General features: G+C 63.0%; 23 protein-coding genes. 9 read left to right on the top strand and 14 right to left on the bottom strand.

What is annotated here, in order from left to right; all coding sequences use genetic code 11:
• The first annotated feature begins 92 nt into the window (after positions 1–92).
• Entirely contained in the window at positions 93–1,004 is a 912-nt protein-coding gene (locus LB558_RS25900; protein WP_224700153.1) for a LysR family transcriptional regulator, read from the top strand.
• Here the strand turns inward: LB558_RS25900 and LB558_RS25895 are convergent, their stop codons facing one another.
• From LB558_RS25895 to LB558_RS25860, 8 genes are all read right to left on the bottom strand, one after another.
• Positions 1,005–3,329, bottom strand: a complete 2,325-nt coding sequence (locus LB558_RS25895) for a Tex family protein (protein WP_224700152.1) — start codon at positions 3,327–3,329, stop codon at positions 1,005–1,007. It abuts the gene before it with no gap.
• Between the two features lie 128 nt (positions 3,330–3,457).
• Positions 3,458–4,639, bottom strand: a complete 1,182-nt coding sequence (locus LB558_RS25890) for a serine hydrolase domain-containing protein (protein WP_224700151.1) — start codon at positions 4,637–4,639, stop codon at positions 3,458–3,460.
• 36 nt (positions 4,640–4,675) lie between these two features.
• Complete coding sequence (locus tag LB558_RS25885; protein ID WP_224700150.1) at positions 4,676–5,872, bottom strand: serine hydrolase domain-containing protein; 1,197 nt, start codon at positions 5,870–5,872, stop codon at positions 4,676–4,678.
• A 68-nt stretch (positions 5,873–5,940) separates the two neighbouring features.
• Positions 5,941–6,975 carry an extracellular solute-binding protein gene (locus LB558_RS25880; RefSeq protein WP_224700149.1) on the bottom strand — a complete coding sequence of 345 codons (1,035 nt, stop codon included), beginning with the start codon at positions 6,973–6,975 and terminating at the stop codon, positions 5,941–5,943.
• Positions 6,976–6,997: 22 nt separating this feature from the next.
• Positions 6,998–7,798 (bottom strand): ABC transporter permease, encoded by an 801-nt coding sequence (locus LB558_RS25875; protein ID WP_023809983.1) that lies wholly within the window; start codon positions 7,796–7,798, stop codon positions 6,998–7,000.
• The gene (locus tag LB558_RS25870) at positions 7,791–8,711 is read right to left on the bottom strand and encodes an ABC transporter permease (RefSeq protein ID WP_224700148.1); all 921 of its coding nucleotides are present in this window, start codon (positions 8,709–8,711) and stop codon (positions 7,791–7,793) included. Before LB558_RS25870 ends, LB558_RS25875 begins: the two co-directional genes overlap by 8 nt.
• Before the next feature lie 2 nt (positions 8,712–8,713).
• A complete protein-coding gene (locus LB558_RS25865; RefSeq protein WP_224700147.1) occupies positions 8,714–9,808 on the bottom strand; it encodes an ABC transporter ATP-binding protein in 1,095 nt (364 codons plus the stop codon).
• Between the two features lie 141 nt (positions 9,809–9,949).
• Positions 9,950–11,629 (bottom strand): amidohydrolase, encoded by a 1,680-nt coding sequence (locus tag LB558_RS25860; RefSeq protein ID WP_224700146.1) that lies wholly within the window; start codon positions 11,627–11,629, stop codon positions 9,950–9,952.
• Between the two features lie 81 nt (positions 11,630–11,710).
• On the opposite strand from LB558_RS25860, the gene LB558_RS25855 reads away from it, so the two are divergent.
• From LB558_RS25855 to LB558_RS25840, 4 genes are all read left to right on the top strand, one after another.
• Positions 11,711–12,541 (top strand): TetR/AcrR family transcriptional regulator, encoded by an 831-nt coding sequence (locus LB558_RS25855; protein ID WP_224700145.1) that lies wholly within the window; start codon positions 11,711–11,713, stop codon positions 12,539–12,541.
• 23 nt (positions 12,542–12,564) lie between these two features.
• Positions 12,565–13,596, top strand: a complete 1,032-nt coding sequence (locus tag LB558_RS25850; protein ID WP_224700144.1) for a histone deacetylase family protein — start codon at positions 12,565–12,567, stop codon at positions 13,594–13,596.
• A gap of 549 nt (positions 13,597–14,145) precedes the next feature.
• Entirely contained in the window at positions 14,146–14,856 is a 711-nt protein-coding gene (locus tag LB558_RS25845; protein ID WP_127257812.1) for a helix-turn-helix transcriptional regulator, read from the top strand.
• Positions 14,853–15,623 (top strand): helix-turn-helix transcriptional regulator, encoded by a 771-nt coding sequence (locus tag LB558_RS25840; protein WP_224700143.1) that lies wholly within the window; start codon positions 14,853–14,855, stop codon positions 15,621–15,623. The genes LB558_RS25845 and LB558_RS25840 overlap by 4 nt, the downstream gene beginning before the upstream one ends.
• A 35-nt stretch (positions 15,624–15,658) precedes the next feature.
• Here LB558_RS25840 and LB558_RS25835 read toward each other — a convergent pair whose 3' ends face one another.
• Genes LB558_RS25835 through motA form a run of 6 tightly spaced genes read right to left on the bottom strand, consistent with a single transcriptional unit; the run spans position 15,659 to position 20,497 of the window.
• Positions 15,659–16,096: a hypothetical protein gene (locus LB558_RS25835; protein WP_224700142.1), complete on the bottom strand. Its 438-nt coding sequence runs from the start codon at positions 16,094–16,096 to the stop codon at positions 15,659–15,661.
• A complete protein-coding gene (gene flhB, locus LB558_RS25830; protein WP_224700141.1) occupies positions 16,093–17,175 on the bottom strand; it encodes a flagellar biosynthesis protein FlhB in 1,083 nt (360 codons plus the stop codon). The genes LB558_RS25835 and flhB overlap by 4 nt, the downstream gene beginning before the upstream one ends.
• 9 nt (positions 17,176–17,184) lie before the next feature.
• The gene (locus LB558_RS25825) at positions 17,185–18,195 is read right to left on the bottom strand and encodes a flagellar motor switch protein FliG (protein ID WP_224700140.1); all 1,011 of its coding nucleotides are present in this window, start codon (positions 18,193–18,195) and stop codon (positions 17,185–17,187) included.
• Positions 18,196–18,238: 43 nt separating this feature from the next.
• Positions 18,239–18,625, bottom strand: coding sequence for a flagellar motor switch protein FliN (gene fliN / locus LB558_RS25820; protein ID WP_023809994.1), 387 nt, complete (start codon positions 18,623–18,625; stop codon positions 18,239–18,241).
• Between the two features lie 16 nt (positions 18,626–18,641).
• Positions 18,642–19,589: a FliM/FliN family flagellar motor switch protein gene (locus tag LB558_RS25815; RefSeq protein WP_224700139.1), complete on the bottom strand. Its 948-nt coding sequence runs from the start codon at positions 19,587–19,589 to the stop codon at positions 18,642–18,644.
• A 32-nt stretch (positions 19,590–19,621) separates the two neighbouring features.
• Positions 19,622–20,497 carry a flagellar motor stator protein MotA gene (gene motA / locus LB558_RS25810; RefSeq protein WP_127290388.1) on the bottom strand — a complete coding sequence of 292 codons (876 nt, stop codon included), beginning with the start codon at positions 20,495–20,497 and terminating at the stop codon, positions 19,622–19,624.
• Positions 20,498–20,643: 146 nt separating this feature from the next.
• Here motA and LB558_RS25805 point away from each other — a divergent pair, with 146 nt between their 5' ends.
• The 4 genes from LB558_RS25805 to LB558_RS25790 are packed head-to-tail and all read left to right on the top strand — an operon-like array spanning position 20,644 to position 24,728.
• Positions 20,644–21,765, top strand: a complete 1,122-nt coding sequence (locus LB558_RS25805; protein ID WP_224700138.1) for a DUF1217 domain-containing protein — start codon at positions 20,644–20,646, stop codon at positions 21,763–21,765.
• 7 nt (positions 21,766–21,772) lie between these two features.
• Positions 21,773–22,495, top strand: coding sequence for a flagellar basal-body rod protein FlgF (gene flgF / locus LB558_RS25800; RefSeq protein WP_013529801.1), 723 nt, complete (start codon positions 21,773–21,775; stop codon positions 22,493–22,495).
• A gap of 3 nt (positions 22,496–22,498) precedes the next feature.
• Complete coding sequence (gene fliI, locus LB558_RS25795; RefSeq protein ID WP_224700137.1) at positions 22,499–23,902, top strand: flagellar protein export ATPase FliI; 1,404 nt, start codon at positions 22,499–22,501, stop codon at positions 23,900–23,902.
• Positions 23,889–24,728 (top strand): hypothetical protein, encoded by an 840-nt coding sequence (locus tag LB558_RS25790; protein ID WP_224700136.1) that lies wholly within the window; start codon positions 23,889–23,891, stop codon positions 24,726–24,728. The genes fliI and LB558_RS25790 overlap by 14 nt, the downstream gene beginning before the upstream one ends.
• Positions 24,729–24,731 lie beyond the last annotated feature (3 nt).

Raw genomic sequence — 24,731 nt, 5'->3', positions numbered from 1 at the left:
ATGAAGCAAAATGTTGGCCCGTTCTATCGGCCTGCGCCTCGAAAAAATCAAACGAAATTGATTCACCGATCAATGACCGTTAGGAATGGATCATGAATGTCCAACGCCGCCTTTTGCCCAACATAAGCGCCCTTGCCGCCTTCGAGGCTGTGGCGCGACTGGGCAGTTTCACCGCTGCCGCCCAGGAACTCGATCTGACCCAAGGCGCGGTTAGCCGGCAGATCAAATTGCTGGAAGATCAGTTCGGCCGCCGGCTGCTCGAACGCGACAGCCGCAATGTCAGGCTGTCGGCATCGGGCGAAATCTACGCCGAGGCAGTGCGTTCAGCACTTGGCCAGTTGCGTGACGCAGCCCTTGGATTGATGAGCAATCGGCATAGTGGCATCCTGAACCTTGCGATTTTGCCGACCTTCGGCACGCGCTGGCTGATGCCGATGATCCCCGATTTCGTCGAAAACAATTCCGATATCACCATCAATTTCGTCACCCGCGTCGGCCGCTTCGACTTCGCCAGGGACAGGCTGGATGCCGCCATCCATTATGGCCTGCCGGACTGGCCTGAGGCCGACTCGACGCTGTTGGTGCGCGAAACCGTGGCGCCGGTCGTGTCGCCCGAATTCCTCGCCGGCCGCGCCATTGCGTCACCGGCCGATATCGGCCGCCTGCCGCTGCTGCACATGGCGACGCGTCCTGGCGCCTGGACCGAATGGTTCGAGTATCAGGGCCTGAGCGCGCCGACCGGGCCCGGCATGCAGTTCGAGCAGTTCGGCACCGCCGCCCAGGCCTGCATGGCGGGGCTCGGCGTGGCGCTGCTGCCGCTGATCCTCATTGCAGGCGAATTGCAGCGCGGCCAGCTGGTGCCGGCGCCAGGCCAGCCCATGCAAAGCCGCAGCGCCTACTATCTCGTCGTCCCGCACGACAAGCGCGGCCATCCGCCGGTCGCCAGTTTTCGCGACTGGCTGCTGAGCCAGGTCGAGAAGGAGCCGGCCGTTCTGGCGTGGTAGCTACTTCCGCTTCAGCGCATCCGCCAGCGCAGCGCCGAATGCTCCTTGCTGTGCCGGCCGCTCCGGCTGGCGCTGCGGCGCCGGCGAACGTGGTGCCGGCCTGCCGCCACCATTGTCGCGCGGCCCGCCACGCGGTGCACCACCCTCGCCACCGTCCTTGCGCATGGACAGCGCAATGCGCTTGCGCTTGATGTCCACGTCGACGACGCGCACCTTGACCACGTCGCCAGCCTTGACCACCTCATGCGCATCCTTGATGAACCGGTCGGCCAGTTGCGAGACATGCACCAGCCCGTCCTGATGCACTCCGATATCGACGAAGGCGCCGAAGGCAGCGACATTGGTGACTGTGCCTTCCAGCAGCATGCCGGGCTTCAAATCCTTGATGTCGTCGATGCCGTCGGCGAAGGTCGCCGTCTTGAAGCCGGGGCGCGGGTCGCGGCCGGGCTTTTCCAGCTCCGCCAGGATGTCGCGCACCGTCGGCAAGCCGAAACGCTCATCGACGAAGACGCGCGGGTCGAGTGCCTTGAGCGCGGCACTATCGCCCATCAACGACCGCACATCGCGCCCGCAGGCGGCGACGATCTTCTTGGCCACGCCATAGGCTTCCGGATGCACCGACGAGGCATCGAGCGGCTCGATGCCATTGGCAATGCGCAGGAAGCCGGCGGATTGTTCGAAGGCCCGAGGTCCAAGCCGCGGCACCTTGAGCAGATCCTTTCGGCTGGCGAAGGGCCCGGTCGCATCGCGATGCGAAACGATCGCGTCGGCCAGCGACGCACCCAGGCCTGAAACGCGCGCCAGCAGCGGCGCCGAGGCTGTGTTGAGATCGACGCCGACGGCATTGACTGCGTCCTCGACCACCGCTTCCAGCGAACGGCCGAGCCGGTATTGGTCGACATCGTGCTGGTATTGGCCGACGCCGATCGACTTCGGCTCGATCTTGACCAGTTCGGCCAGCGGATCCTGCAGGCGCCGGGCGATCGACACCGCGCCGCGCAACGACACGTCGAGGCCGGGGAATTCCGCCGCCGCCGTCGCCGATGCCGAATAGACCGAGGCGCCTGCCTCGCTGACGATCACTTTCAAGGGCTTCGGCCCGCCATCAGCCGGCATGTCGGACAGCATGTCCGCGACCAGCTTTTCCGTCTCGCGGCTGCCGGTGCCGTTGCCGATCGAGATCAGTTCGACCTTGTGCTGGCGGATGAGCTTGGCCAGTTCCGCTTGCGTGCCGCGCACATCGTTCCTGGGCGGAAACGGATAGACCGTCGTCGTGGTCAGCACCTTGCCGGTGCCGTCGACCACCGCCACCTTGACGCCGGTGCGGATGCCCGGATCGAGCCCCATCGTGGCGCGCGAACCAGCCGGGGCGGCGAGCAGCAGATCCTTCAGATTGCGGGCGAAGACATGGATCGCCTCTTCCTCGGCCCGCTCGCGCAAATCGCGCATCAAATCGAGCGTCAGGTGCAGCGACAGTTTTATACGCCAGGTCCAACCGGCGACCTCCGTCAGCCAGCGATCGCCCGGCAGGCTGCCGCCGATGGCATAGGCATTGGCGATCATCCGCTCCACCGGCTTCACCGGTGAGGTGTCGTCGGCATCGACCTCGATGTCGAGGGACAGCACCTCCTCGTTGCGGCCGCGCAGCATGGCCAGTGCCCGATGGCTCGGCACATTTGCCCAGCGCTCGACATGATCAAAATAATCGGAGAATTTCGCGCCGGCCTCCTGCTTGCCGTCGACCACTCTGGCCCGCATGAAGGCGCGTTCCTTCATATAGGTGCGCAATTTGCCGACCAGATCGGCATTCTCGGCGAATTGTTCCGACAGGATGTCGCGCGCGCCCTCGAGCGCCGCCCTGGTATCGGCCACTTCTTCGCTGACATAGGCCAGCGCCAGTTCGGCAGGCACCAATGAGCGGTTCGCCAAGATGGCTTCGGCCAGCGGCCCCAGCCCGCGCTCCCTGGCGATCTCGGCCTTGGTCCGGCGCTTGGGCTTGTAGGGCAGGTAGATGTCCTCAAGTTCCGCCTTGGTGGTGGCGGCGACGATCTTGCCTTCAAGCTCCTCGGTCAGCTTGCCCTGTTCGCGGATCGAGCCAAGGATGGTGTCGCGGCGCGCGTCGAGCTCGCGCAGATAGGCAAGCCGTTCGGCAAGATCGCGCAATTGCGTATCGTCCAGCCCTCCGGTGACTTCCTTGCGATAACGCGCCACGAACGGCACTGTTGCGCCCTCATCGAGCAGTTCGATAGCCGCGGCCGCCTGTTCGGGCCGCGCGCCGATCTCGGCTGCGATGATGGCTGCAATGCGCTTGATGTCGGATGCCATGTCGTTCCTGCTCTCATCCAAAGAGCGGCGACCATAGGCGCAGACGTCCAGCCCGCCAACCGCCGCGCTTCGATCCGCCCGGCGGGTCCACAGGAAAGCGTATGCTAATGTGGCGGCTCGGGTCCAGCCTAGACCATGCGGCTGAGCGCCTCGAAGAAGGCGACAATCTCGACATCGAGCGGATCGTCGACCGGCTCGGGCTGCGACGACATCTTGGCGATCACCACCTCGGTCCTGGGATCGACATACAGCCACTGGCCATGAATACCGATGCCACAATAGGCGCCGTTCTCGTGTCCAGTCTGGTACCATTTGTTCCGGTAACGACCTTTGGGAAACAGTGGCAGCATCGCGCCGCGCTGCCAGGCGTCCGCACTGCCGCCGGTGCTTGTCGTGTCGCGCACCCAGGCTTCCGGCACGATGCGGCGGCTATTGGCCACCCCGCCTTGCCGCATCATCTCGCCGGCACGCGCCAGGTCGCGCGGCGTCACCGAAATCCCGCCGGCCGTGCGCGCCGTGCCTTCCATGTCGACGCCGATCGAGGCTTCGCTGACGGCGCCGAGCGGCAGCCACAGCTTCTCGCGCATCAGGTCGCTGAACCGCTGGCCCGACGCGCGCTCAAGCAGCAGGCCGAGCAGATCGGAATTGGGCGAGCGGTAGCGGAAGGTCTGGCCATGCGGCTCGGCAAGGCGCTGCAGGGTCAGGATGAACTCGCGCAGGCTCTCCGTGCCGCCACCCGGATTCCACAGCGTGGCGCGGCGGTAGCGGGCGAAAGCGCTTTCCGGATCGAGATAGGCTTCCTCGAAATCGAGGCTGACACTCATGTCGAGCACGTGCCGCACGCTCGCATCGCCATAGGCCGAGCCGGCGGCTTCAGGGATATACTGGGTCACAGGCGCTTCCGGATCGAACACCCCCTCGCCTTCCAAGATACCTGCGACAATGGCGGTGAGCGACTTGCTGATCGAAAAGATGATGTGGCGGGCGCCGAAGTCCATATGCGGCGCGAACCAGTCGCCGATGATCTTGCCGCTTTTCATCACCGACAGCGCGTCGGTGCTCGAACGTGCGAGAAATCCAGCCACCGTCTCCGGTTTGCTGCCCACCGAAACCTTTTCGTCGAGCAGCCCGCCCATATCGCGCACGGGGGCTTCGACAACGCCTGGTGCCGCCGCCACGCGGGCGGTCGGCACCAGTTCGCCGAGATTTTGGAACGACCACTGGTTGAACGGGTTTTCGCGCCAGTTGGCGAGCAGCACCTGGTTGCGGCGAAAGCCATAGCGGGTCTCAAACGCGGTCTTGCCGGTCATGGCGTTTCCTTCCGGGGTCGTTTCTTCTTGTGGGGCTCAGCGAAGTGCCGTTGCGATAGCGTGCACGGCTTTCAGCGTCGCTATGGAATAGGCACCATTGGCGAAATCCGGCCAGGTCGAAAGCTTCACCACGACCATTCCGGTGTTCCAGTCGATATGGATCATCTGACCGAACACGCCGCGGCACATCAGTGCGCGCGAGCGCGGGTCCTCGATCCAGAACTGGTTGCGATAGCTGCCCTCCGGCAGGCTGGGGCTGAAGTCCGGCCCATGCCTGCCGTTGCGCGTCGCCTCGACCCAGCCGGCCGGCACGACGCCGCCACCATTGTCGAGGATCAGTTGGCCGAAGCGGCCATAGTCGCGCAGCGTCGCGTTGAAGCCACCGTCGGCCACCGCATAGCCGGCGCTGTCGACCGTGAAACAGGCGCTCTCATCAGCGCCGAGCTTTTGCCAGAGTTCTTCCGAAACCAGTTGCGGCAGCCTTTTGCCCGTCACCCGTTCCATGATGAAGGCGAGTACATCGGTCTCGATCGAGCGATACTCGAATTGAGCACCATGCGGGCGGATCGTTCCCTTCAAGCCGAGGATCAGTTCGAACATGTGCGAGGGCCAGCGGAAGGCCGGATCGCTATCCGGCGGCACCGGCTTCCAGCCGGTGGCGACATCGACCTGGCCGATATCGGAATAGCGGTCGGTATATTCCTCGGAGAAGCGGACGCCGCTGGTCATGTCCAGCACATGCTGCACACCGGCGCCGGCCCAGCCGGTAACGACGAGTTCCGGCAGGTAGTCGGTTACCGGCCTGGCCGGATCGATCAGCCCGCGCCCAACCAGTATGCCGAGCACCGAACCGGTAAGGGACTTCGCCATCGACTGCGACAGGTGCAGGGTACGCTCATCCATGCCGTTGAAGTAGCGCTCATAGGCAACCTTGCCGTCCTTGAGCACCAGAAAACCGTCCGTATAGGTCTCGTCGAGCAGCCCGGCGAGCGTTGTCGGCATGCCCTCGCTGTCCTCGACCTGCAGCCCGTCGAGATCGACCTCGGCGCGTTCGAGACGGCGGCGATGGCCGTTGCCGCGCCAGACTTCGGCGGTCGGCAGAATTTCACGAATGTGCTGGAACGCCCAGCGGTTCCACGGCGGCCGGTCCCAGTCGAGCTTCGGCGGTACCATGGCGGGCGGCGAGCCCTGCATGATCGGCGGCCGCGGATCGGAATTGCGATAGGAGTCCATGACGGCCGAGTCCCTTGAACATAAAAACGGACCCGGCGGCGTGTGCCGCCGGGTCCGTCGAACCCAGTTTACTTCTGCAACTCGGTCCAGATCTTGGTGTAAAGTTCCTGGGTCTCCGGCGGGCACATCTGCTGGAGCTCGCCAAGGGGTTTGTCCGCGGCTGGAATGATGACTTCCGGCGCGTCCTTCATATCGGCAGGCATGTACTTGTCCGAACCGGTGATGGCATTGGCGTAGCGATGGAAGGCCGAGAGACCTGCCGCGTTTTCCGGGTCCATGATGAAGTTCTGGAAAAGCTTGGCGTTCTCGACGTTCTTGGCTTCCTTCAGAACGACGACGTTGTCGCTCCACAGGCCGTAGCCTTCTTTCGGATAGTTGTAGTGGATGGCCGGGTTGGCCAGCCGCTGGCGCAGCGCCGAGCCGTTCCAGTCGCTGGTCGCCTTGAAGTCGCCGGCGCCCATCTTCTCGATGGTGTTGTATTCCATCGCGATCCAGTTCGGCTTGGCCGCCACCAGCAGGTCGCGCACCTTCTTCAGCACCGCCTTGTCGTCGGTGCATTGCTGGCCGCCGACATACTTGATCGCGGCGAACATCACATCGCCCATCTCCGGAACGACATTGACCTTGCCCTTCAGCTCGTCAGGCGTGTTGAAGACGATGCCCCACGTGTTGGCCGGCCCCTTGTAGGCATCGGTGTTGACGACCACGCCGATCGTGCCCCACGCCCACGGAACACTGTATTTGCGACCCGGGTCGAAATCGGGATTGGCCCATTCCGGCGCCACGTTCTTGAAGTTTTCCATCTTGCCCGGATCGGTCTCCTGGATGAGGCCTTCCTTGATCCAGATCGGTACGTAGGTCTGCGACGGCACGGCGATGTCGAAGCCGGTGCCGCCCTGGCGAACCTTGGCCAGCGCGGTGTCGTTGGAATCGTAATCGGTGATGGTCACCTTGACGTTGTATTTGGCCTCGAACTTCTTGATCACGTCGGGGCTGGTGTAGTTGCCCCAATTGTAGATGTTGAGCACGCCGTCGGCGCGGGCCAGGCCCGTCGAGGCGAGCAGCGCCAACCCCATGGCGGTTGCTGTCGTCTTCCAGTTCATGGTTTTAACTCCCATTTTCGGTTCAGTCTCGTTTCCTGCTGACGAAGAAAAACAACGTGACGATCGCGACCGAAAGCAGCAGGAAGGCGGTCGATATCGCGTTGATCTCGGGTGTGATGCCGCGGCGGATCTGGCCGAGCATGTAGGTGGGCAGCGTGTCCTGGCCGCCCGATTTGACGAACTCGGTGATGACGACGTCGTCGAGCGAGATGACGAAGGCCAGCATCAGCCCGGCCAGGATGCCGGGCCACAGAAGCGGCAGCGTGATGCGCCGGAAGGCCTTCCAGGGCGTCGCGTAGAGGTCGGCTGCGGCACGCTCCAGCGTCAGGTCCATATTCTCAAGCCGCGCCCGGATCGGCAGGTAGGCAAAGGGAATGCAGAACGCCGTGTGCGCGGCCACCAGATAGCCGATGCCGGAATAGCCGGTGAAGATCTTGATGCGCGAGAAAAAGATCAGCAGCGCCACCCCAGTGACGATCTCGGGCACCATCAGCGGCTGGTTGATCGCCGCATATTTGAAGGTGAGGCCGGGATAGGGCGCGGTGCGGGTGGTGGCGAGCGCCGCCATGGTGGCAAAGATCGTGGAGAGCACCGCCGCGATGGAGCCAATCTGGAAGGAACGCAGCGTGGCATCGACGACCTGCGTGTTCTGCCATGCCGACTGAAACCATTTCAGCGAAAAGCCGCCCCATTCGGAGGTCGAGCTCGCCGCGTTGAAGGCATAGATGACCAGCACGATGATCGGCAGATACAGCACGATAAAGCAGGTCGCGGCGATCGCGGTGAATCCTGGCTGGTGCTTGATGGAAAAGTTCTTAGCCATGACGCACCCCCGACTTGCCGGCATTGCGCACATAGGCAAGCAGCGCCACCATGACGATGATCATGACGGCGATCGACAGCGCCGAGCCGAGTGGCCAGTTGCGGCCCTGCCCGAACTGCAATTCGATCAGGTTGGACAGCATCATGTTCTTGCCGCCGCCAAGAACACTCGGTGTCACATAGGCGCCAAGCGCTGGAATGAAGACCAGTATGGAGCCGGCGATGACGCCCGGCTTGACCAGCGGAAAAATGATCCGCCGCAGCACCTGGAAGCGCGACGCGTAAAGATCGTATCCCGCCTCGACCAACCGGAAATCGAGCTTTTCCATGCTGGCATAGATCGGCAGCACCATCAGCGGCAGGTAGACATAGGTCATGCCGATCAGGATCGCCGTGTCGGTATAGAGGATCTGGATCGGCGCAGAGATGATGCCGAGCTTGAGCAGGATCGTGTTGATGATACCTTCGTTGCGGATGATCTGCAGCACCGCGAAGGTGCGGATCAGGAGGTTGGTCCAGAACGGAATGGTTATCAGGAACAGCCAGAGATCGCGGGTCTTTTCGCTGCGCGTCGCCATGAAATAAGCAGTCGGGAAACCAAGCACCAAAGTGGCGATCGTCGTCACCACTGAGAGCTTGATCGAGCGCAGGAAGATGGTGACGTGGGCGGCAGCGATCGAAAGCGTGTCGTCGAAGATATCGCGTTCCAGAAACACCGCTATCCAGGCTTCCGGCGAAAACTGCCACTTCACGTCGCCATAGGAGCCTGGCGTCAGGAACGAGTAGACGAGCACGATCAGCAGGGGGCCGGTCGCGGCGAGAAAAATGACCAGCAGCGCTGGCGCTGACAAGAGCCAGCGGTCGCGGACATCGCGCCGCTCCGCTGCCTTGGCGACTTCTTCCGCGGTCGCCATCGTCAGTCCTTCAGGACCTGGGCGGCATCGCTGCCGATGAGGATGCCGACCGCGTCGCCCTTCTCGAAACCGCAGCCCGCGCTGCGCGTGTTCTGCTGGCGTACGGTGAAGAGTTCGCCACTGTCGAGATGAACATGGATGTGGGTGTCGGTACCGAAATAGACGATGTTGTCGATCGTCCCCGAGAGTTCGCCCTTGGCCTTGGTCAGCTTGGCGTGTTCAGGCCGAACCACGACCGTGGCATTGGGTTTGGGCTGGAAACCCTGGGCCACGGTCGCCTCGATGGTCGCACCGGACTTGAGCGTGGCGCGCGCCTTGCCGTTGGCCATCTCGCTGATGGCGGCCGTGAGGAAGTTGGTTTCACCGATAAAGTCGGCAACGAAGCGTTCGGCCGGCTTGTCGTAGATATCCCAGGGCGAACCGACCTGGAGGATCTTGCCCGATGACATGACAGCGATGCGGTCGGACATGGTCAGCGCTTCTTCCTGGTCGTGGGTGACGAAGATGAAGGTGATACCGGTCTCGTGCTGCAGCCGCTTCAACTCGATCTGCATCTCCTTGCGCAGCTTGTAGTCGAGTGCGGACAAAGGCTCGTCGAGCAAAAGCACCTTCGGCTGCGGTGCCAAGGCGCGGGCCAAGGCCACGCGCTGCTGCTGGCCGCCGGAGATCTGGCTGGTGCGACGACCGGCGAGTGCCTCCATCTTGACCAGCTTCAGCATCTCGGCGACGCTCGCCTTGATCTCGGCCTTCGGCTTACCCAGCATTTCCAGGCCGAAGCCGATATTGTCGGCGACCGTCATGTGCGGGAACAGCGCATAGGACTGGAAAACAGTGTTGACCGGCCGCTTGAAGGGTGGCAGCGGCGCGATGTCCTGGCCGTAGAGCAGAATTTCACCGGCGGTTGGAAAGTCGAAGCCGGCGATCAGCCTGAGCAACGTCGTCTTGCCGCAGCCGGATGGCCCCAGCAACGTGAAGAATTCGTTCTCGCGGATAGATACAGAGACCGTGTCGAGGGCAGCTACCTGCCCCTCACCTGATCCGAAAATTTTGCTGACGTTTACTACTTCAATCGCATTCCGATCCGGTTTGTCCGGCACGATTACGCCTCACTGTTGACCCCGCTCTTGCTGGCGGAGCTCTTCCCCTGTTCGATGTGACCACATGGCCGGTGGGTTGGCAAGCCCGGCATTGGGTCACAGTTCAATCAGTCATTGAGGCTTGCAAGCCCCATGCCGTAGTCAGGCCTGATAGGTGACCTTGCCGCCGCAAATCGTCGTCACGGGCCGCACCTTGTGCAGGTCGGCCGGGGCGGTGTTCTCGATATCCATCGACAAAACCACCAGATCGGCCATGTAGCCTGATTTCAGCGTGCCCTTGCGGTGCTCGGCGAATTCGGCGTAGGCGCCCTCGATCGTGTAGCCGGCGATCGCTTCATGCAGTGAGAAACTCTGGTCCGGGTCGCTTTCTGCCCACGGTTTGCGCAACACTGCCGCCTGAATGCCCAGGATCGGATCGATCGGCGACACCGGCCAATCGGATGCAAAGACGACATGCGCGCCGGCATCCTTCAAGGTCCGCCAGGCATAGCTCAGCGGCCAGCGCGCCGGCCCGATGCGCGACACGGTCGGCTCCAGCGGAAAATCCATGGCGCCGGGCGGATGCGGTGGTTGCATGGAGGCAATGACGCCGAGTTCGGCGAAACGCGGCACATCAGCGGTGGTGGTGACCTCGATGTGCTCGACCCGGTGACGGCTGTCGCGCTTGCCGTTCGCCTTCTGCGCCGCCTCATAACCGTCGAGCACCGCGCGCACCGCGCCGTCGCCGATCGAGTGCACGGCGATCTGCAATCCGCGTCTGTCGACCGCGACGGCCAGATCTATGAATTGTTGCGGCGTGAACAGCGGCTCGCCCACCCAGTCGGGCCGGTCGGCGTATGGCTCGACCATGACAGCTGTCCAGGAATCGAGAACGCCGTCGTAGAACACCTTGACCATGCCCGACGACAGCCATTCGCTGTTGTAGCGTTCGGCCATCGATGACGCCTTGTCGAGCATGTCGAGCGTCATGAAATTCTTGTAGTGGAACGGGATCCTGACGCGGCAGGGCAAGCCTTCCTCGGCTTCGATCTCGGCCAGCAGCTCGAGCTGGTAGAGGTTGCCGTCCATGTTCTGGATCGAGGTGATGCCGTGGCGGGCGCACCAGGCGAGCCCGCGCCGCATGATGTCGCGGTCGGCGTCCCGCTCGGCCGCCGTCGGCATCGGGTCCGGTTCGCCGCCGGTCGACAGCCCCAGCCTAACCCGGCCTTCGCCGGCAAGGTCGAGCACCGGACCAAAGGCCTCGCCCTCGCGCAATTCACCGGCGGCCAGACCATCGTCACCCATGACGATCTCATTGCCCGGACCAAGCGTGCGCCCCTGCTGGATGCCGGCCATTTCCAGCGCTTTGGTGTTGGCCCACATGGTGTGATGGTCAGGCGCGGCCATGCAGAACGGTCGATCGGGCAAAATGGCGTCGAGGTGATGGCGCGTCACCCGCTCGCTGCCGAGCACGGTGTAGTCGACACCTTGGCCGACCAGCATCTCCGCGTCGGGCCGCGTCGGCGCATAGTCGCGGATCGCCTTCTGCAGCGCCTCGAAGCCATGAATACCGGTGAGTTGAAGGTGGGCAAGTTCAGCCCCGCCCGAAAACAGATGCATGTGAGCTTCGATGAAACCCGGCAGGACGGACCCGCCCTTGGCGTCGATCACCTTGGTGGCCGGTCCCTTGAACTCTTCGATGGAGGCGCGGCTGCCGATGGCCATGACGGCGCCGTCCTTCACGGCGACGGCTTCGGCGGCGGGATTGTCGTCGTCCATGGTCCGCACACGACCGTTGATGACGATCAGATCCGCATTGTGACCCGCACCTGTGGCAGACATCGCGACTCCGCGCTTTTGACGACTGACTGAGACCGACAAACCCTCTTGTCCAACGACCTGCCACTCCACCGGAACGACGCCATGGACGAAAAGAATGCCAGTGCGCTGTCTTGGAAATTCCCCTTGTCATCCCAAGAGGCAGCGTGGATAAAGAATGCGACTGAATATTCGCGTTTGTCAACATGCCGAATCTGGAATGTATTGTGGACAGCAAGCTCCACCATGTTGAGACCGGGCGGGGAACGAGGACATCAAGCCGTGAAGCGCAGTCTTGACCGCAAAACCAGGATAGCGCTCGAGCCGCGCAAGCAACCGCGGCAGCAACGGTCGAGCAAGGTTGTCGACAGGATTCTCGACGCAGCTCTGATCCTGACGCGGGAGCAAGGAACCCGGACGCCAACGACGCTTGCCATCGCGCAGCGCGCAGGCTTGTCGGTCGGTTCGGTCTACCAGTACTTTCCCAACAAGGAAGCCATTCTTCTGGACCTCGCCCGGCGCTGGCTGTCCTCCTTTCCGGAGGTGATCGAGAGGCGCATCAAGGTCCCCCAGCCCACCAACCGCGAAGATTTCCGGCGCGAGGTGCGCAAGCTCTTTATCGACACGTCCAGTATCTATCTCGAAAACGCGACCCTGATGCCGGTGATCGAAGCCATTTCAGGCAACGCCGATCTCAGGCCTATCCAGGACGAATATGATGAGCAGATCATCGCGCTTTATGCCGCCTGGCTGCGGCATGTGAATCCTGCTCTCGAAGACAAGATCGCCAAACGGCTCGGCCTTGTGATGATGGAAGTCGGGCACGCCTGCCGGCTGGTCGGACTGAAGAGGGATCGCAGGACGTTCGACCTCATAGAGGACGATGTGGAAACCATGTGGCTCGCTCTGGTGAGCCCCTATCTCAACCTTGACTGATTTCGCATTTCGAGAGGAATTTCATGAAGACTGTTTTCTCCCCCCTGCACGCCGGCCATGCCGGCCAAATGGAACTGGTCACATCAGCCATCGTACCGGGTTTCGAAAAGCCATCGAGGGCCGAATTCATCAAGGCACGGGTCGCAAGCGAGAAACTGGGTCCCATCATCGCGCCGCACGAACATGACCTTGCCGCCGCCAAGCGCATCCACAAATCCGACTATATCGACTTTCTCCCGACGGTCTGGCCGCAATGGCTGGAAGCAGGCCTCACGGGCACGGCGATGCCCTTCACCTGGCCGACGCGCGGCCTGCGCGGCGACGTGCCGCCAAAGCGCATAGACGCCCTGCTGGGCTATTATTCCTTCGATGCCGGCGCCACCTTCGTCGAAGGTACTTGGGCGGCGATCAAGTCTTCCTACGACGTGGCGCTGACCGCCGCCGGCCTGGTCAAGGATGGCGAGGCTTCCGCCTTCGCGCTCTGCCGTCCTCCCGGCCACCATGCCGGGGCCGGCTTCATGGGCGGCTATTGCTACATCAACAACGCCGCCGTCGCCGCGCAATGGTTCCGCGACCAGGGCGCCAAACGCATATCGATCCTCGATGTCGACTACCACCACGGCAACGGCACGCAGGAAATCTTCTACGACCGTGCCGATGTCCAGGTGCTCAATCTGCATGGCGATCCGATGATCGAGTACCCATTCTTCCTCGGCCATGCCGACGAACGCGGCGCGGGTGCCGGCGAAGGCTTCAACATCAACTATCCGATGCCCTTCGGCACCGATTGGGATGCATGGAACGCCTCGCTCGAGGATGCCTGCGCCAGGCTCACCGCCTATGCACCGGATGTCGTCATCGTCTCGCTGGGTGTCGATACGTTCGAGAAGGACCCGATCAGCCAGTTCAAGCTGAAGACATCTGATTATCCCAAGATCGGCCGCCGCATCGCCAGGCTCGGCCTGCCGACGCTGTTCGTCATGGAAGGCGGCTATGCCGTCGAGGAGATCGGCATCAACGCGGTCGGCGTGCTGACCGGGTTCGAGGATCGGTAGATGCCTGTCGTCCAGGAGCATCCAGCGATTTTGGGACAACGACAGGCATAAGCAAAGACCACCGGGACCGGGCGGCAACTTCGCCCGGCTCCCATTATCGGGCCAAGGCACCAGCGTTCGGCACAGCAACCGGCGCGCCCGTCTATTCAATGCTCCGAGCCTGGCGAAATCGACTAGCCGCCGAGATGGCCGGCGAAGACTTTCGCGTCCCGGTCTTCTGTCCAGGGCGCGAAAACCGACCTCTGAGTCGCACGTGAGTCCACCGCATTCGATTTTGTCAAATCGCGTTTGATGTCAGATTCAACTGCGGGTAGATTAGACCCGAATCAGCCGGTCCTGGGGGGCGCGGCGACCACCCAAAGTCTCTTGTTCCGGAGCTTTTCCGGCACCAGACGCGGACGGCTTCGCGTTCCCTGAATGGATTCGGTATTTGGTTCGGCGCAGCCCTGCGCCACGCGTGTGTCTTCGTCAAAGTAATGCGTATTCGGGTTCGGCGGCTGGCTTCCAGCATCCGGACAGCAGAAACGATTCCGGCCAAAAGCAACAAGAATGAGCAGTCCCGCCGCACTTCTTCAATCCGACACATTGGGCTCGCGCCTGACGTCGCGCGGCGATCTCACCAGCTTTTTCATGCAACTGACCGCCGAGATCTGCGCCGACAGCTACATGTTGGTCGCCATCGTCCACGACCAGGACCGCAACGATGCGCGCATCGTCTCCTCCAACTGGATTTTCGATGCCATCGAGCTGATCGGCAAGCGGTTGATCGCCGGACTTGCGCAAGGCGCGCTCACCGTCGCGCCAGGCATCCGCCCACAGCCGCTGGTGGCATCCCGGGCACCAGAAGCAGACGGATTGGTCACCGGCGAGGAAGCCCGGCTTCTCGACGTGCTCGGCCATGCCGAAATCTATTCGTTGCGCCTCAATGTCGGTCGCCAGCGCCTGTTCGCCCTGTTCTCTGCGGCGACCGCCGGCAGCATCGACCAGCCGGCGCTGATGCGGGCGCAGCTGAAATGCTGCTACGCGCTCTCGCACATCCCGCAACTGATTGCCGCCGCCGCTATGCAGGATCCGTTGTCGGATCGCGAACGCGAATGCCTGTTCTGGGTTTCCGAAGGCAAGACCACCGACGAGGTCGCCGTCATCCTTGGCGTCTCCTCCAACACCGTCAACAGCTACATCACCCACGCCATCCAGAAATTCGCGGCCAGCAACCGCGCGATGGCCATCGCCACGGCGATCAGGAGCGGCATCATTTGAAACACGCCGATATCAAGGAAACGGCCGAAGCCCTTTTCAACGAGCAGCGCAACCCGTTCGGGGCCTTCACCCTTGGCTCCGAAACCCATCACGCGGTCACCATTCCCGATGCCGTGCGCCGCTGCCGCTGGATCGCCGTTGACATGAATGCCTCGGCTTTCGGCCTCTTCTTCGTAAGCCCCTCGCCCGAGCGGGCGCGGCTCGTGCCATGCTTCGATTCCGACTATCCCGGCATCGCCGTGGCGACCAAGTTCATCTCAGGCGCCAACGGCGAGGAGATCGTGCGCCACACCCGCGTCTCGACCGAACCGCGCTGGTGGACGGATGACGGCGTCGCCGCCATGGCGGAACTGTTTGGCAATCTCGCCTGGACCGAGCGGATGGCGGCGCTGGCGCCCGGAACCAGCGGCATCGCTTTTCCCGTGCACGCCGACCGCGGCCAATGCGGCCTTGTCGTGTTCCTGGGCTCGGAGATGACCTTGCAGCAGGATGTGCTCTACGAAATACACGCCCGCTGCTTTTCGCTGTTCGCCGCCGTCGCCCGCATCCGTCCGGCCGATGCCGGCCGCATGCGCGCAATCTCCAAGCGCGAACTCGAATGCCTGAAGCTGACCGCCAACGGCAACACCAGCGAGGAGATCGCGCGTCTCCTGAAACTGTCGGTGCACACCGCCAACCAGTATCTGACCCAGTCGACCCAGAAGCTCAACGCCGTCAACCGCAACCAGGCCGTTGCCAAGGCGCTGCGGCTGGGCTTGATCGAATAGGGGAATTCGACAGGCGGCTCGATAGCGACCGACGGTCAGCGATAGCCGAGCGGCTCGACCTTGCGGATACGCGCCTCTTCGATCACCGCCTCGAGCAGCGCCGTGTTGTGCTCCGGGTCTTCGCCCGGCTTCTCGAACGACACGTAGTTGACCGCCACCGAAGCGCCGAGCTCGCTCAGCGTCAGCTGGAAATAGACGGTGACGCCGGGCGGCCTCAATTCCAGATCGAGCACGATGCGCGGGCTGCCGCTCCAGTCGACATGCGCCTCACCACCATGGCCGAGCCGCAGAGTGCCCGGCATGAAGAACAACTCAACCGCTGAATCGACCAAGTCCGACAGGCATGCGAAATGCTCCAGCCGGATAAAGGCGATGTAGTCGGCGACATCGATCAGCCTGAGTTCCCCCACCACCTGCTCGATAGCGTTGGCGACGATGATCTCGCGGGATTTTGCGTGCGGTTGCCGGTTCATGAAATCTGTCTGCGCTCAGCCTTTTTCGAGTAGACGATCCGCACCAGTTCGGCGACGGCCTGGTAGAATTGTGACGGGATCACACTATCGACCGAAACTTGCTTGTACATGGAGCGGGCGAGCGCCACGTCCTCGAAGACCGGGATGTTGTGTTCCCGCGCGATCTCGCGAATTTTCAGCGCCACCAGATCCTGGCCCTTGGCCAGCACCATGGGTGCCGAGTCCTCGTCGCGCACATATTTCAGCGCAATCGAGAAGTGTGTTGGGTTGGCGATGATCAGCGTCGCGCGCGGCACCGCCGTCATCATCCGCTTGCGCGCCCGGTCGCGCGCCAACGAGCGCAGCCGCGACTTGACGATCGGGTCGCCCTCGGACTGTTTGAACTCGTCCTTGACCTCCTGCTTGCTCATGCGCAGATCCTGCTTCCAGTGGAAGCGCGACCAGACGATGTCGATTGCCGCGATCAGCCCCATGACGAAGACGATCGCCACCAGGATGTCGACGGCGATGCCGCGGATGACGAGACCGAAGGCGACCGGATTGGTGATCATCCCGGCGAGCAGCTTGCGGTGGTCTTCCGACAGGGTGAAGCTCAGCACGACGATGGCAAACCCGACCTTGCCGAGTGACTTCAGGAACTCGACCCAACCCTGGATGCCGAACAGCCTGTTCCACCCCTTGGCGATGGAAATGCGCGAGAGTTGCGGCCGGACCCGCTCACCTACGAATTGCGGCATGTTCTGGAACACCGAGGCGCCGACGCCGGCGACGGTCAGCAGCACCATCAAGCTCAGGACGGCGCGGCCAACCTCGAGGAGGACGATTTTGTAAAGCGCGATGACGTCGGCCTCCGTGTCCATCGGCCAGGCTTCCGGCTTCTCCAGGAACATCGACAGGAACATGCCGAGATCGATGATTGCATCCTTGGCGTAGAAGACGGTGAACACCAGTATGGCAACGAACGAGGCAAAGAGCGCTGTCTCCCGCGAATGGGGCAGTTTGCCCTGTTCGATGGTGTCGCGGATCTTCTTTTCCGTCGCCTCTTCGGTTTTCGAATCCTTGTCGACCGCGTCAGCCATGGCGCGGTCTTAGGCGGCGTCTTGGGTCGAGGGTAGTTCGAAGGCGCCTTCGCGCGACAGCCGGATCGTCGTCGTAACGATCGTCTTGCGGGCCGCCGCGATGTCGGCGAGAGGGACCCCGTCCGAGCCCTGCCCGAGTTCGGCTTCGATCATGCGCCGCGAGCGGGCGCCGATGGCCGACAGCACCGATTCTGCGAGTGCGGCCGAAGTGCCGCGCAGGGCCAGCGTGACCAGCTCTGTCGACAGCCCGTCGAACAGCAGCACCCGGGCTTTCTGGGTGAGCAGCGGCAAGTCGTCGAAAGCAAACAGCCGGGCCCTCACACCGTCGAGATCAGGCGTGCCGGCGGCTTCCAGATCCTGCATGACCTCCTCGAGCAGCGGCTTGTCGAGTTCGTTGAGAACGCTGGCGACACGCGCCTGCCCGGCCGAGGTGTCCTTGGTCGAGGTTTCCGCCAGCACGCTGGTGCGCAGCCGGTTTTCGACAATCCTGGCGGCAGCGTCTGGAACATTGGCCATCGTCACCATGCGCTTGATGATTTCTCCACGCATCGGCTTGGTCAGTGTCAGCAGCACGTTGGCCGCCACCTGCGGCGCCAGCTTCGACAACACCATGGCCGCCGTCTGCGGATGCTCACCGGCCAGGAAGGCACCAAGCCGCGCCGGTTCGAGTTTTTCGAGTTCGGGCCAGATCGGCGGCGGGCCTTCCGGTGCGACCTCGAACTTCTTGTCGCCCATGATCGCGCTCATCTCTTCGGGCGAGAGCGATTCGTTGAGGATGGTGTCCATCCTGTCGGCGGAATCAAGCAATCCCGCCCCTTCCGTGAACTCGGCCTCGAACTCGGCGACGATGCGCTCAAGATCACTTTGCGGAATCGTCCGCAGCAGGCGGGCGCCCTCGATCAGGGCCTTCAGTTCTTCCTGCTTGAAGAATTTCAGCAGGCGGCTGGCCGACGGCTTGCCCATCGCCACAAGTATGGCGGCCGCCTTCTGCGCGCGGGTCAAGGTCACCGGCGTCGTCATGCCACTCGCCTCCGCTGCCGCCGGCAAGCCCCGCAAACCATGTCTAGGCGCCCTTCGTGCCGGCGATGATTTCGGTCAGCCTGATGCCGAAACGCGACGGATCGCTTTCCAGCACGGTGATCTCGCCGCGCGCGATCTTGCGGCCGTTGACCACGACGTCGACAGGTTCCCCGATGCGGCGATTGAGCGCCACGGTGGACCCTTTTTGCAGCGCCATCAGATCGGAGACCGGCATCTCAGTGCTGCCGAGGATGATCTGGACATCGACGGGGATGTTCATGATCACGCTCGAATTGGCTGATGAGGCCGCCCTGAACGCCGCATCGGGGCGTTGCTCCTCTTCATGCAGGACACCGCGCAACTCTTCGATGGCACGGTCGAGCTGCTCGTCCGGCTGGTCGAGGTCGGCTTCCGCCTTGGTCTTGGCCATGATCGTCTCCAAATGCTCAGGCGCGTCCGGCGGCAGCCGGCATCAGCCCGTCGATAAAGTCCTGCCCGGCGTCGTAAGGATGCCTGATCCGGACGGTGTAATTCTGTCCCAGTTTGCCGAACTCGCATACGAACAGCGTCTTGCCCCGTGCGCTGAGACGCGCCTGGGACTGGGCCGTTTCCTCGAATTCGATGACGTCGCCGATTTCGAAACCGGCAAGGTCGCCGAGCGTTAGCCGCGCCAGCGGCATCGTGGCCTCGAGCGCCACGGTGGAGCGCATCACCTCTTCCGAGAAGCGGGCGCGCCAGCTGGGGCCGTGATCGTCGTCGCTGACAGGCACGGCTCCGTCGCGGCTGGCCAGCACGACGCGCTGCGGCATCGTCACCGTGACGGTGCCGCTGTCGGCCGGCGTCGAGATGCTAAGCACGATGCGGATTGCCGCGCCATCGCGCAGCACATACCGCTTCGCCTCGGTGCCAGACATTGCTCGCGGCGCAGGCAGGCGCAGGTCGAGCGAACGCTTTCCCGATGCGTTGAGGGCCTGCGCGACCTGCTGGAACACCATGGTCGAGACATCGATTTCAATCTGCGACAGATCGCGCTCGATCGGCGAGACCGGCAGATCCGGGTCGCCGCCGAACAGCGTGCAGATCATGATAGCGATTGCCGGAGCATCGATCACCAGGGTCATCGCATCGGAGGACGCGGACGAGCCGATCACGGTCATGGCGAACGTGTCGCCGGCACGCGAACGCGCCTCGGGAACGCGGCTGACCTCGATCGCTTTGAGATCGACGACGACCGGAACGCCAAGCTCGCTGGTCAGGCTTTTCTGCAACAGCGGTACGGCGCGTTCGGCCATGGCGCGGCCTGCGTCGATGACCTGCGTGGCCTCGCCGCTGTCGCCGACCAGACGCTCGATGATCAGCGAGCGCGCTTCCGCTGGGCTGCCCGGGCTGGTCATGACAGTGCCGGGACCGATCTGTCGCGCATCGTTCAGGCGGCCTTCTTTTCGACGGTGCCGGTATTCATCGTGCTCTGCTCGACGGCGTCGATCGTCGGCCGTTCATAGGACGAGATGGTCTTGCGGCCGAACTCGATCGCCACCTGCGGCAGCGCGCCGTTCATGTAGGCCAGCAGTGTCTGCTTGACGATGATATAGAGGCGGTTCTTCTTCTCGCGCACTGTCTTGATCTTGGTGGCGACCGGCCCGACCACCGAATAGGACAGGAAGATGCCGAGGAATGTTCCGACAAGTGCGGCACCAATCAAACCGCCGAGGATTTCCGGCGACTGGTCGAGCGCGCCCATCGCCTTGACCACCCCGAGCACGGCGGCGACGATGCCGAGCGCCGGCAGGCCATCGCCCACCGCCACCATCGCGTGATAGGCCTTCATCTTGTCGGACCTGATGGTCTGGATCTCTTCGTCCATCAGCGCCTCGATCTCGTGCGAGCGGGCATTGCCGATGATGATGATGCGGCAGTAGTCGCAGATGAAATGCGTCAGGTCATGATTGTGCAGCACGGTTGGGAACGCCTGGAAAATCGCCGACTCTTCCGGATTGTCGATATGCGCCTCGACCTCGCTGCGGGATTTCGACCGCAGCTCGCGCATCAGCGAGTGCAGCACGCCGAGCGTTTCGAGATAGTCCTGTTCCTTCGGCACCGCCTGCTTGAAGGCTTCGAGAATGGCCTTGCCGGTGTCCTTGACCGTCTTCATCGGATTGGCGACGAGGAAGGTGCCGAAAGCCGCGCCACAGATGATCACGGCCTCCCATGGCTGGATCAGCACGTGAAGATGGCCGCCCATGGCCATGAAGCCGCCAAGGACGCAGCCGAGCGTTACCACCAGTCCAATCAGAATGCCCACGACAGGTCCTTCCGCATTTCACATCAGGAGCAAGGGATAGCCCCTGTGCCTTGTGTGAGGCTTGAATCGAGGGCGTGGAAGCGATTCAGTTTCGCGCAAGGAAGTGTGGGTATTATGCCGGCATAGCTTCGGCCGGAGGCACGTTTTTGCTCAATACCTTTACCAGCTACCAGCTCATCACCAAGGACATTTCAAAATCGATCGACAGGATCGAGCAGCAGCCCGTGGTTGATCGCGACACCAAATATTATCTCGCCAACATCACCAAGGTGAAATCGATCGACGATTTCGTCAAAAACGACCGTTTGTTCAAATATGCCATGAAGGCCTACGGGCTGGAGGACATGGACTATGCCAAGGCCTTCATGGTCAAGGCACTCAAGGAAGGCGTCTCCGATCCCGACAGCTTCGCCAACAAGCTGACCGACAAGCGCTACGCCGAATTCGTCAGCGCCTTCAACTTCGCCGCCAACGGCGCCGATGCGACCATCTACAACAAGACGCAGCAGATGGTGACCAAGAACTACGCCACGCAGGCGAAAATCGGCGGCCTCGATCCGGATTCGGCCTATGTGAAGGGCGAGACGACATACTACCTTGCCAACATCACCAAGGTGAAGTCGATCGACGATCTGATGTCGAACAACCGGCTCTACACATATGCGCTGGCGTCATTCGGCCTCGATTCGGCGACGGAGGACAAGGACCTCATCAAGCGGGTGCTGCAGGGCGGCGTCCGCGATCCCGACAGCGTCGCCAACAAGATGACGGACAAGACCTATGCCGCGCTTGCCTCCGCCTTCAACTTCGAAGCCTATGGCGAAAACACCACCACCATCAATCCAGCGCAGCAGCCGACCGTCGACAAATACATGCGCCAGACCCTCGAAGAGGATGCCGGTCAGACCAACCAGGGCGTGCGGCTGGCGCTTTATTTCGATCGCAAGGCCCCAACCATCACCAACTGGTACGACGTGCTGGCCGACACCGCGCTTGCCAGTGTCGTGCGCACTGTGCTCGGCCTGCCCGATTCCTTCGCCACCGCCGATGTCGACAAGCAGGCGCAGCTGTTCGAGCAGAAACTCGACATCTCGGATTTCTCCGATCCCGAGAAACTCGGCAAATTCCTGACGCGCTTCACCAGCATGTACGAGATCAACAACCCGACTTCATCGGCCGTCTCCTCGGTCAGCGTGCTGTTTGCCCAGCCACTCACCGTCGGCATCTCCACCGACCTGATGATGGCCATGCAGAAATTGAGGTTCTGAGACCATCATGCGGGACAGCCTGTACGTCGCCCTTTCGTCGCAGATCGCGCTCGAGCGGCGCCTCGACACCATCGCCGATAACGTTGCCAACGCCTCGACGATCGGCTTCCGCGCCACCGGCGTGAAGTTCGAGGACGTCGTCTCCGGCACCGGGCAGAAATCGGTATCCTTCGCCTCCCCGGGCAAGACCTACCTTTCCGGCGCCCACGGTGCCTTGAGCGAGACCGGAAATCCCTTCGATTTCGCCATCCAGGGCGATGCCTGGTTCGCCATTGAGACGCCGGTCGGCACCGTCATGACCCGCGACGGCCGCTTTTCAATGAACGAGAACGGCGAGCTGATGTCGATCGAGGGCCACCCGGTGCTCGATGCCGGCGGCTCGCCGATCCAGCTTGACCCCCGCAACGGCCCGCCCAAGGCCGGGGCCGATGGTTCGTTGCGCCAGAACGATCAGCTTGTCGGCTCGATCGGTCTCTACAATTTCGATCCAGGCGCGAACTTCGTCCGCTACGGCAATTCCGGCATCGTTCCGGCACGCACCCCCGAGCCTGTTACCGATCGCTCGGATATCGGCGTTGCCCAGGGTTTTCTCGAAGAGTCCAATGTCAATCCGGTGCTGGAGATCACCAGGCTGATCATGGTCCAGCGCGCCTTCGAGAACACCGCCGCCCTGATGCGGCAGACTGACTCGTCCACCGACGAAGCGATCAAGACGCTCGGCTCGAAATAATCCATGTCGCTCGACCAGCCATCCCTGCGCGCACCCGAAAGACAACTCCAGCCGGCGCCGGAAGACCGGCTTGCCGCGCTGGAACGGGTCTGGCGGCGTTTCGCCGACGCCGAGGCGCTGCTCAAGCGCGGCGGCCGCGTCATCGAAGTCACGCCCACGCACTACAAGGTGCACGGCCTTTCCGGTTTCGCCAGGCTCGGCGACATCGTCGAGCAGCGCGGCCATGCCGGTGCGCGCCGCGGCGAGATCGTCAAGATTGGCCGCGACGAGGCCGTCGTGGCGCCCTTCGAACGCAGCGCCGATTCCGGCATCGGTGATGCCGTGTTCCGTCGCGGTCCGCTCGTGGTGGCGCCGCATGCCTCGTGGCGCGGCCGCACCATCGACGCGCTCACCAGGGCCATCGATGGCGGCCCGCCGCTCGCCCGGGGAGACGACACAACGCGCGGCGCCCAGACGACACCGGGAGCCATGGCGCGGCAACGCGTCGGCACTGCCTTCATGACCGGCGTCAAGGTCATCGACATCTTCACGCCGCTCTGCTTTGGCCAGCGCCTCGGCATCTTTGCCGGCTCCGGCGTCGGCAAGTCGACGCTGCTCGCCATGCTCGCCGGCGCCGACGCATTCGATACCGTCGTGGTGGCGCTCGTCGGCGAACGCGGCCGCGAAGTCCGTGAATTCCTCGAGGACACGATCGGCGACAGCATGGCCAAGACCGTCGCCGTCGTCGCCACCAGCGACGAAAGCGCCATGATGCGCCGGCGTGCGCCGGACACCGCCATGCGCGTCGCCGAGCATTTTCGCGATCAGGGGCATCGCGTTTTGCTGGTGCTGGATTCGATCACCCGCTTCGCTCACGCCCTGCGTGAGGTGGCGACGGGAACCGGCGAGCCGCCGGTCGCGCGCGGTTATCCGGCCTCGGTGTTCACCGAACTGCCCAAGCTGCTCGAACGCGCCGGGCCGGGCGGGGAAGGCAAAGGATCCATCACCGCCATCATTTCCGTGCTGGTCGACGGCGACGATCACAACGACCCGGTCGCCGATTCCGTGCGCGGCATCCTCGACGGCCATGTCGTGCTCGATCGCACGATCGCCGAACAGGGTCGCTATCCCCCCGTCAACCCGCTGTCGTCCATATCGCGGTTGGCCGGAAAGGCCTGGAGCGTCGAACAGCGCGCGCTGGTGACAAGGCTGAAGTCGATGATCTCGCGCTTCGAGGACACGCGCGATATCCGGTTGCTCGGGGCCTATCAGGGCGGCGTCGATGCCGAACTCGACATCGCCGTGCGCCAGGTGCCGCTGATCTATGAGGCGCTGACGCAAGCGCCGAAGGATCGCCCGTCGGCCGACCCGTTCTCCGATCTCGCCCGCCACCTCAAGAGCAAGCTGAACGCCGATGCCGGAGACTGAACGCGAATATACCGAGCGCATCCTGCGCGACATGATCGCCGAGGCCAATGCCGCGGAGCAAGCCGAGGCTGACGAAGCGAGAACTGCCAAGGCAAAGGCCGCCCATGCCATCGCAGCCAAAGCCGAGGCCGTTCTGGCCAGAGCCGTCAAGCCAATCCTGCCACGGGCTGGCAAAGCCGATCCTGATCCGGCCAGGCCCCTCGAACCCGCTCTGCCCCGGGCTCCCCAGGTGGTGGCTGCGGAGATGACGCAGGCCAGCCGCGACTCACTGATCGACGGGTTGTTCCCGCGCACCGAATGGCCGCAGCCACCAAAGGCACCGTTTCCCCGGCTGAAGAAGAAGTCCGACCGACGCAGCGATTTGGTCATTGCCGCGCTCGGCATCACGCTCGGCCTGATCTGCGCCCTGTTTCCCTGGTACATCTTCTTCAACCAGGACCAGTTTGGCGTCCAGGCGATGAAGTTCGGCGGCACAGGCTCCAATTCCGGGCGAGCGGGCGGCGGCGTGGTCGCCGAACGCAGCGCGCCGCTGACGGCGAAGGACATTCCCGCGGCCAATCTCGATCTTTTTGCCACGGGGACGGTGCGGGATGATGCCAGTCCCGCAGCCGCATCCGACGAGCAACCGTTTCCGGCCGACGCGGCGAAATTCCGCATGGTTCATGTCGCCAATGGCCGCGCCATGATCCAGGACGACGCTGGCCTCTGGATCGTCCAGCGCGGCTCGATACTGCCTGACTCCAGCCAGGTATCCTCCATCGAGCAGCGCAATGGCAAATGGGTCATGGTCACCAGCGCCGACCAGGTGATCGAACTCTCCAAATAACGG

The sequence above is a fragment of the Mesorhizobium sp. CO1-1-8 genome (assembly GCF_020164875.1).
GTDB lineage: Bacteria > Pseudomonadota > Alphaproteobacteria > Rhizobiales > Rhizobiaceae > Mesorhizobium.
Note: the sequence above shows the minus strand (reverse complement) of the source record. Positions and strands in the feature narration are given on the sequence as shown.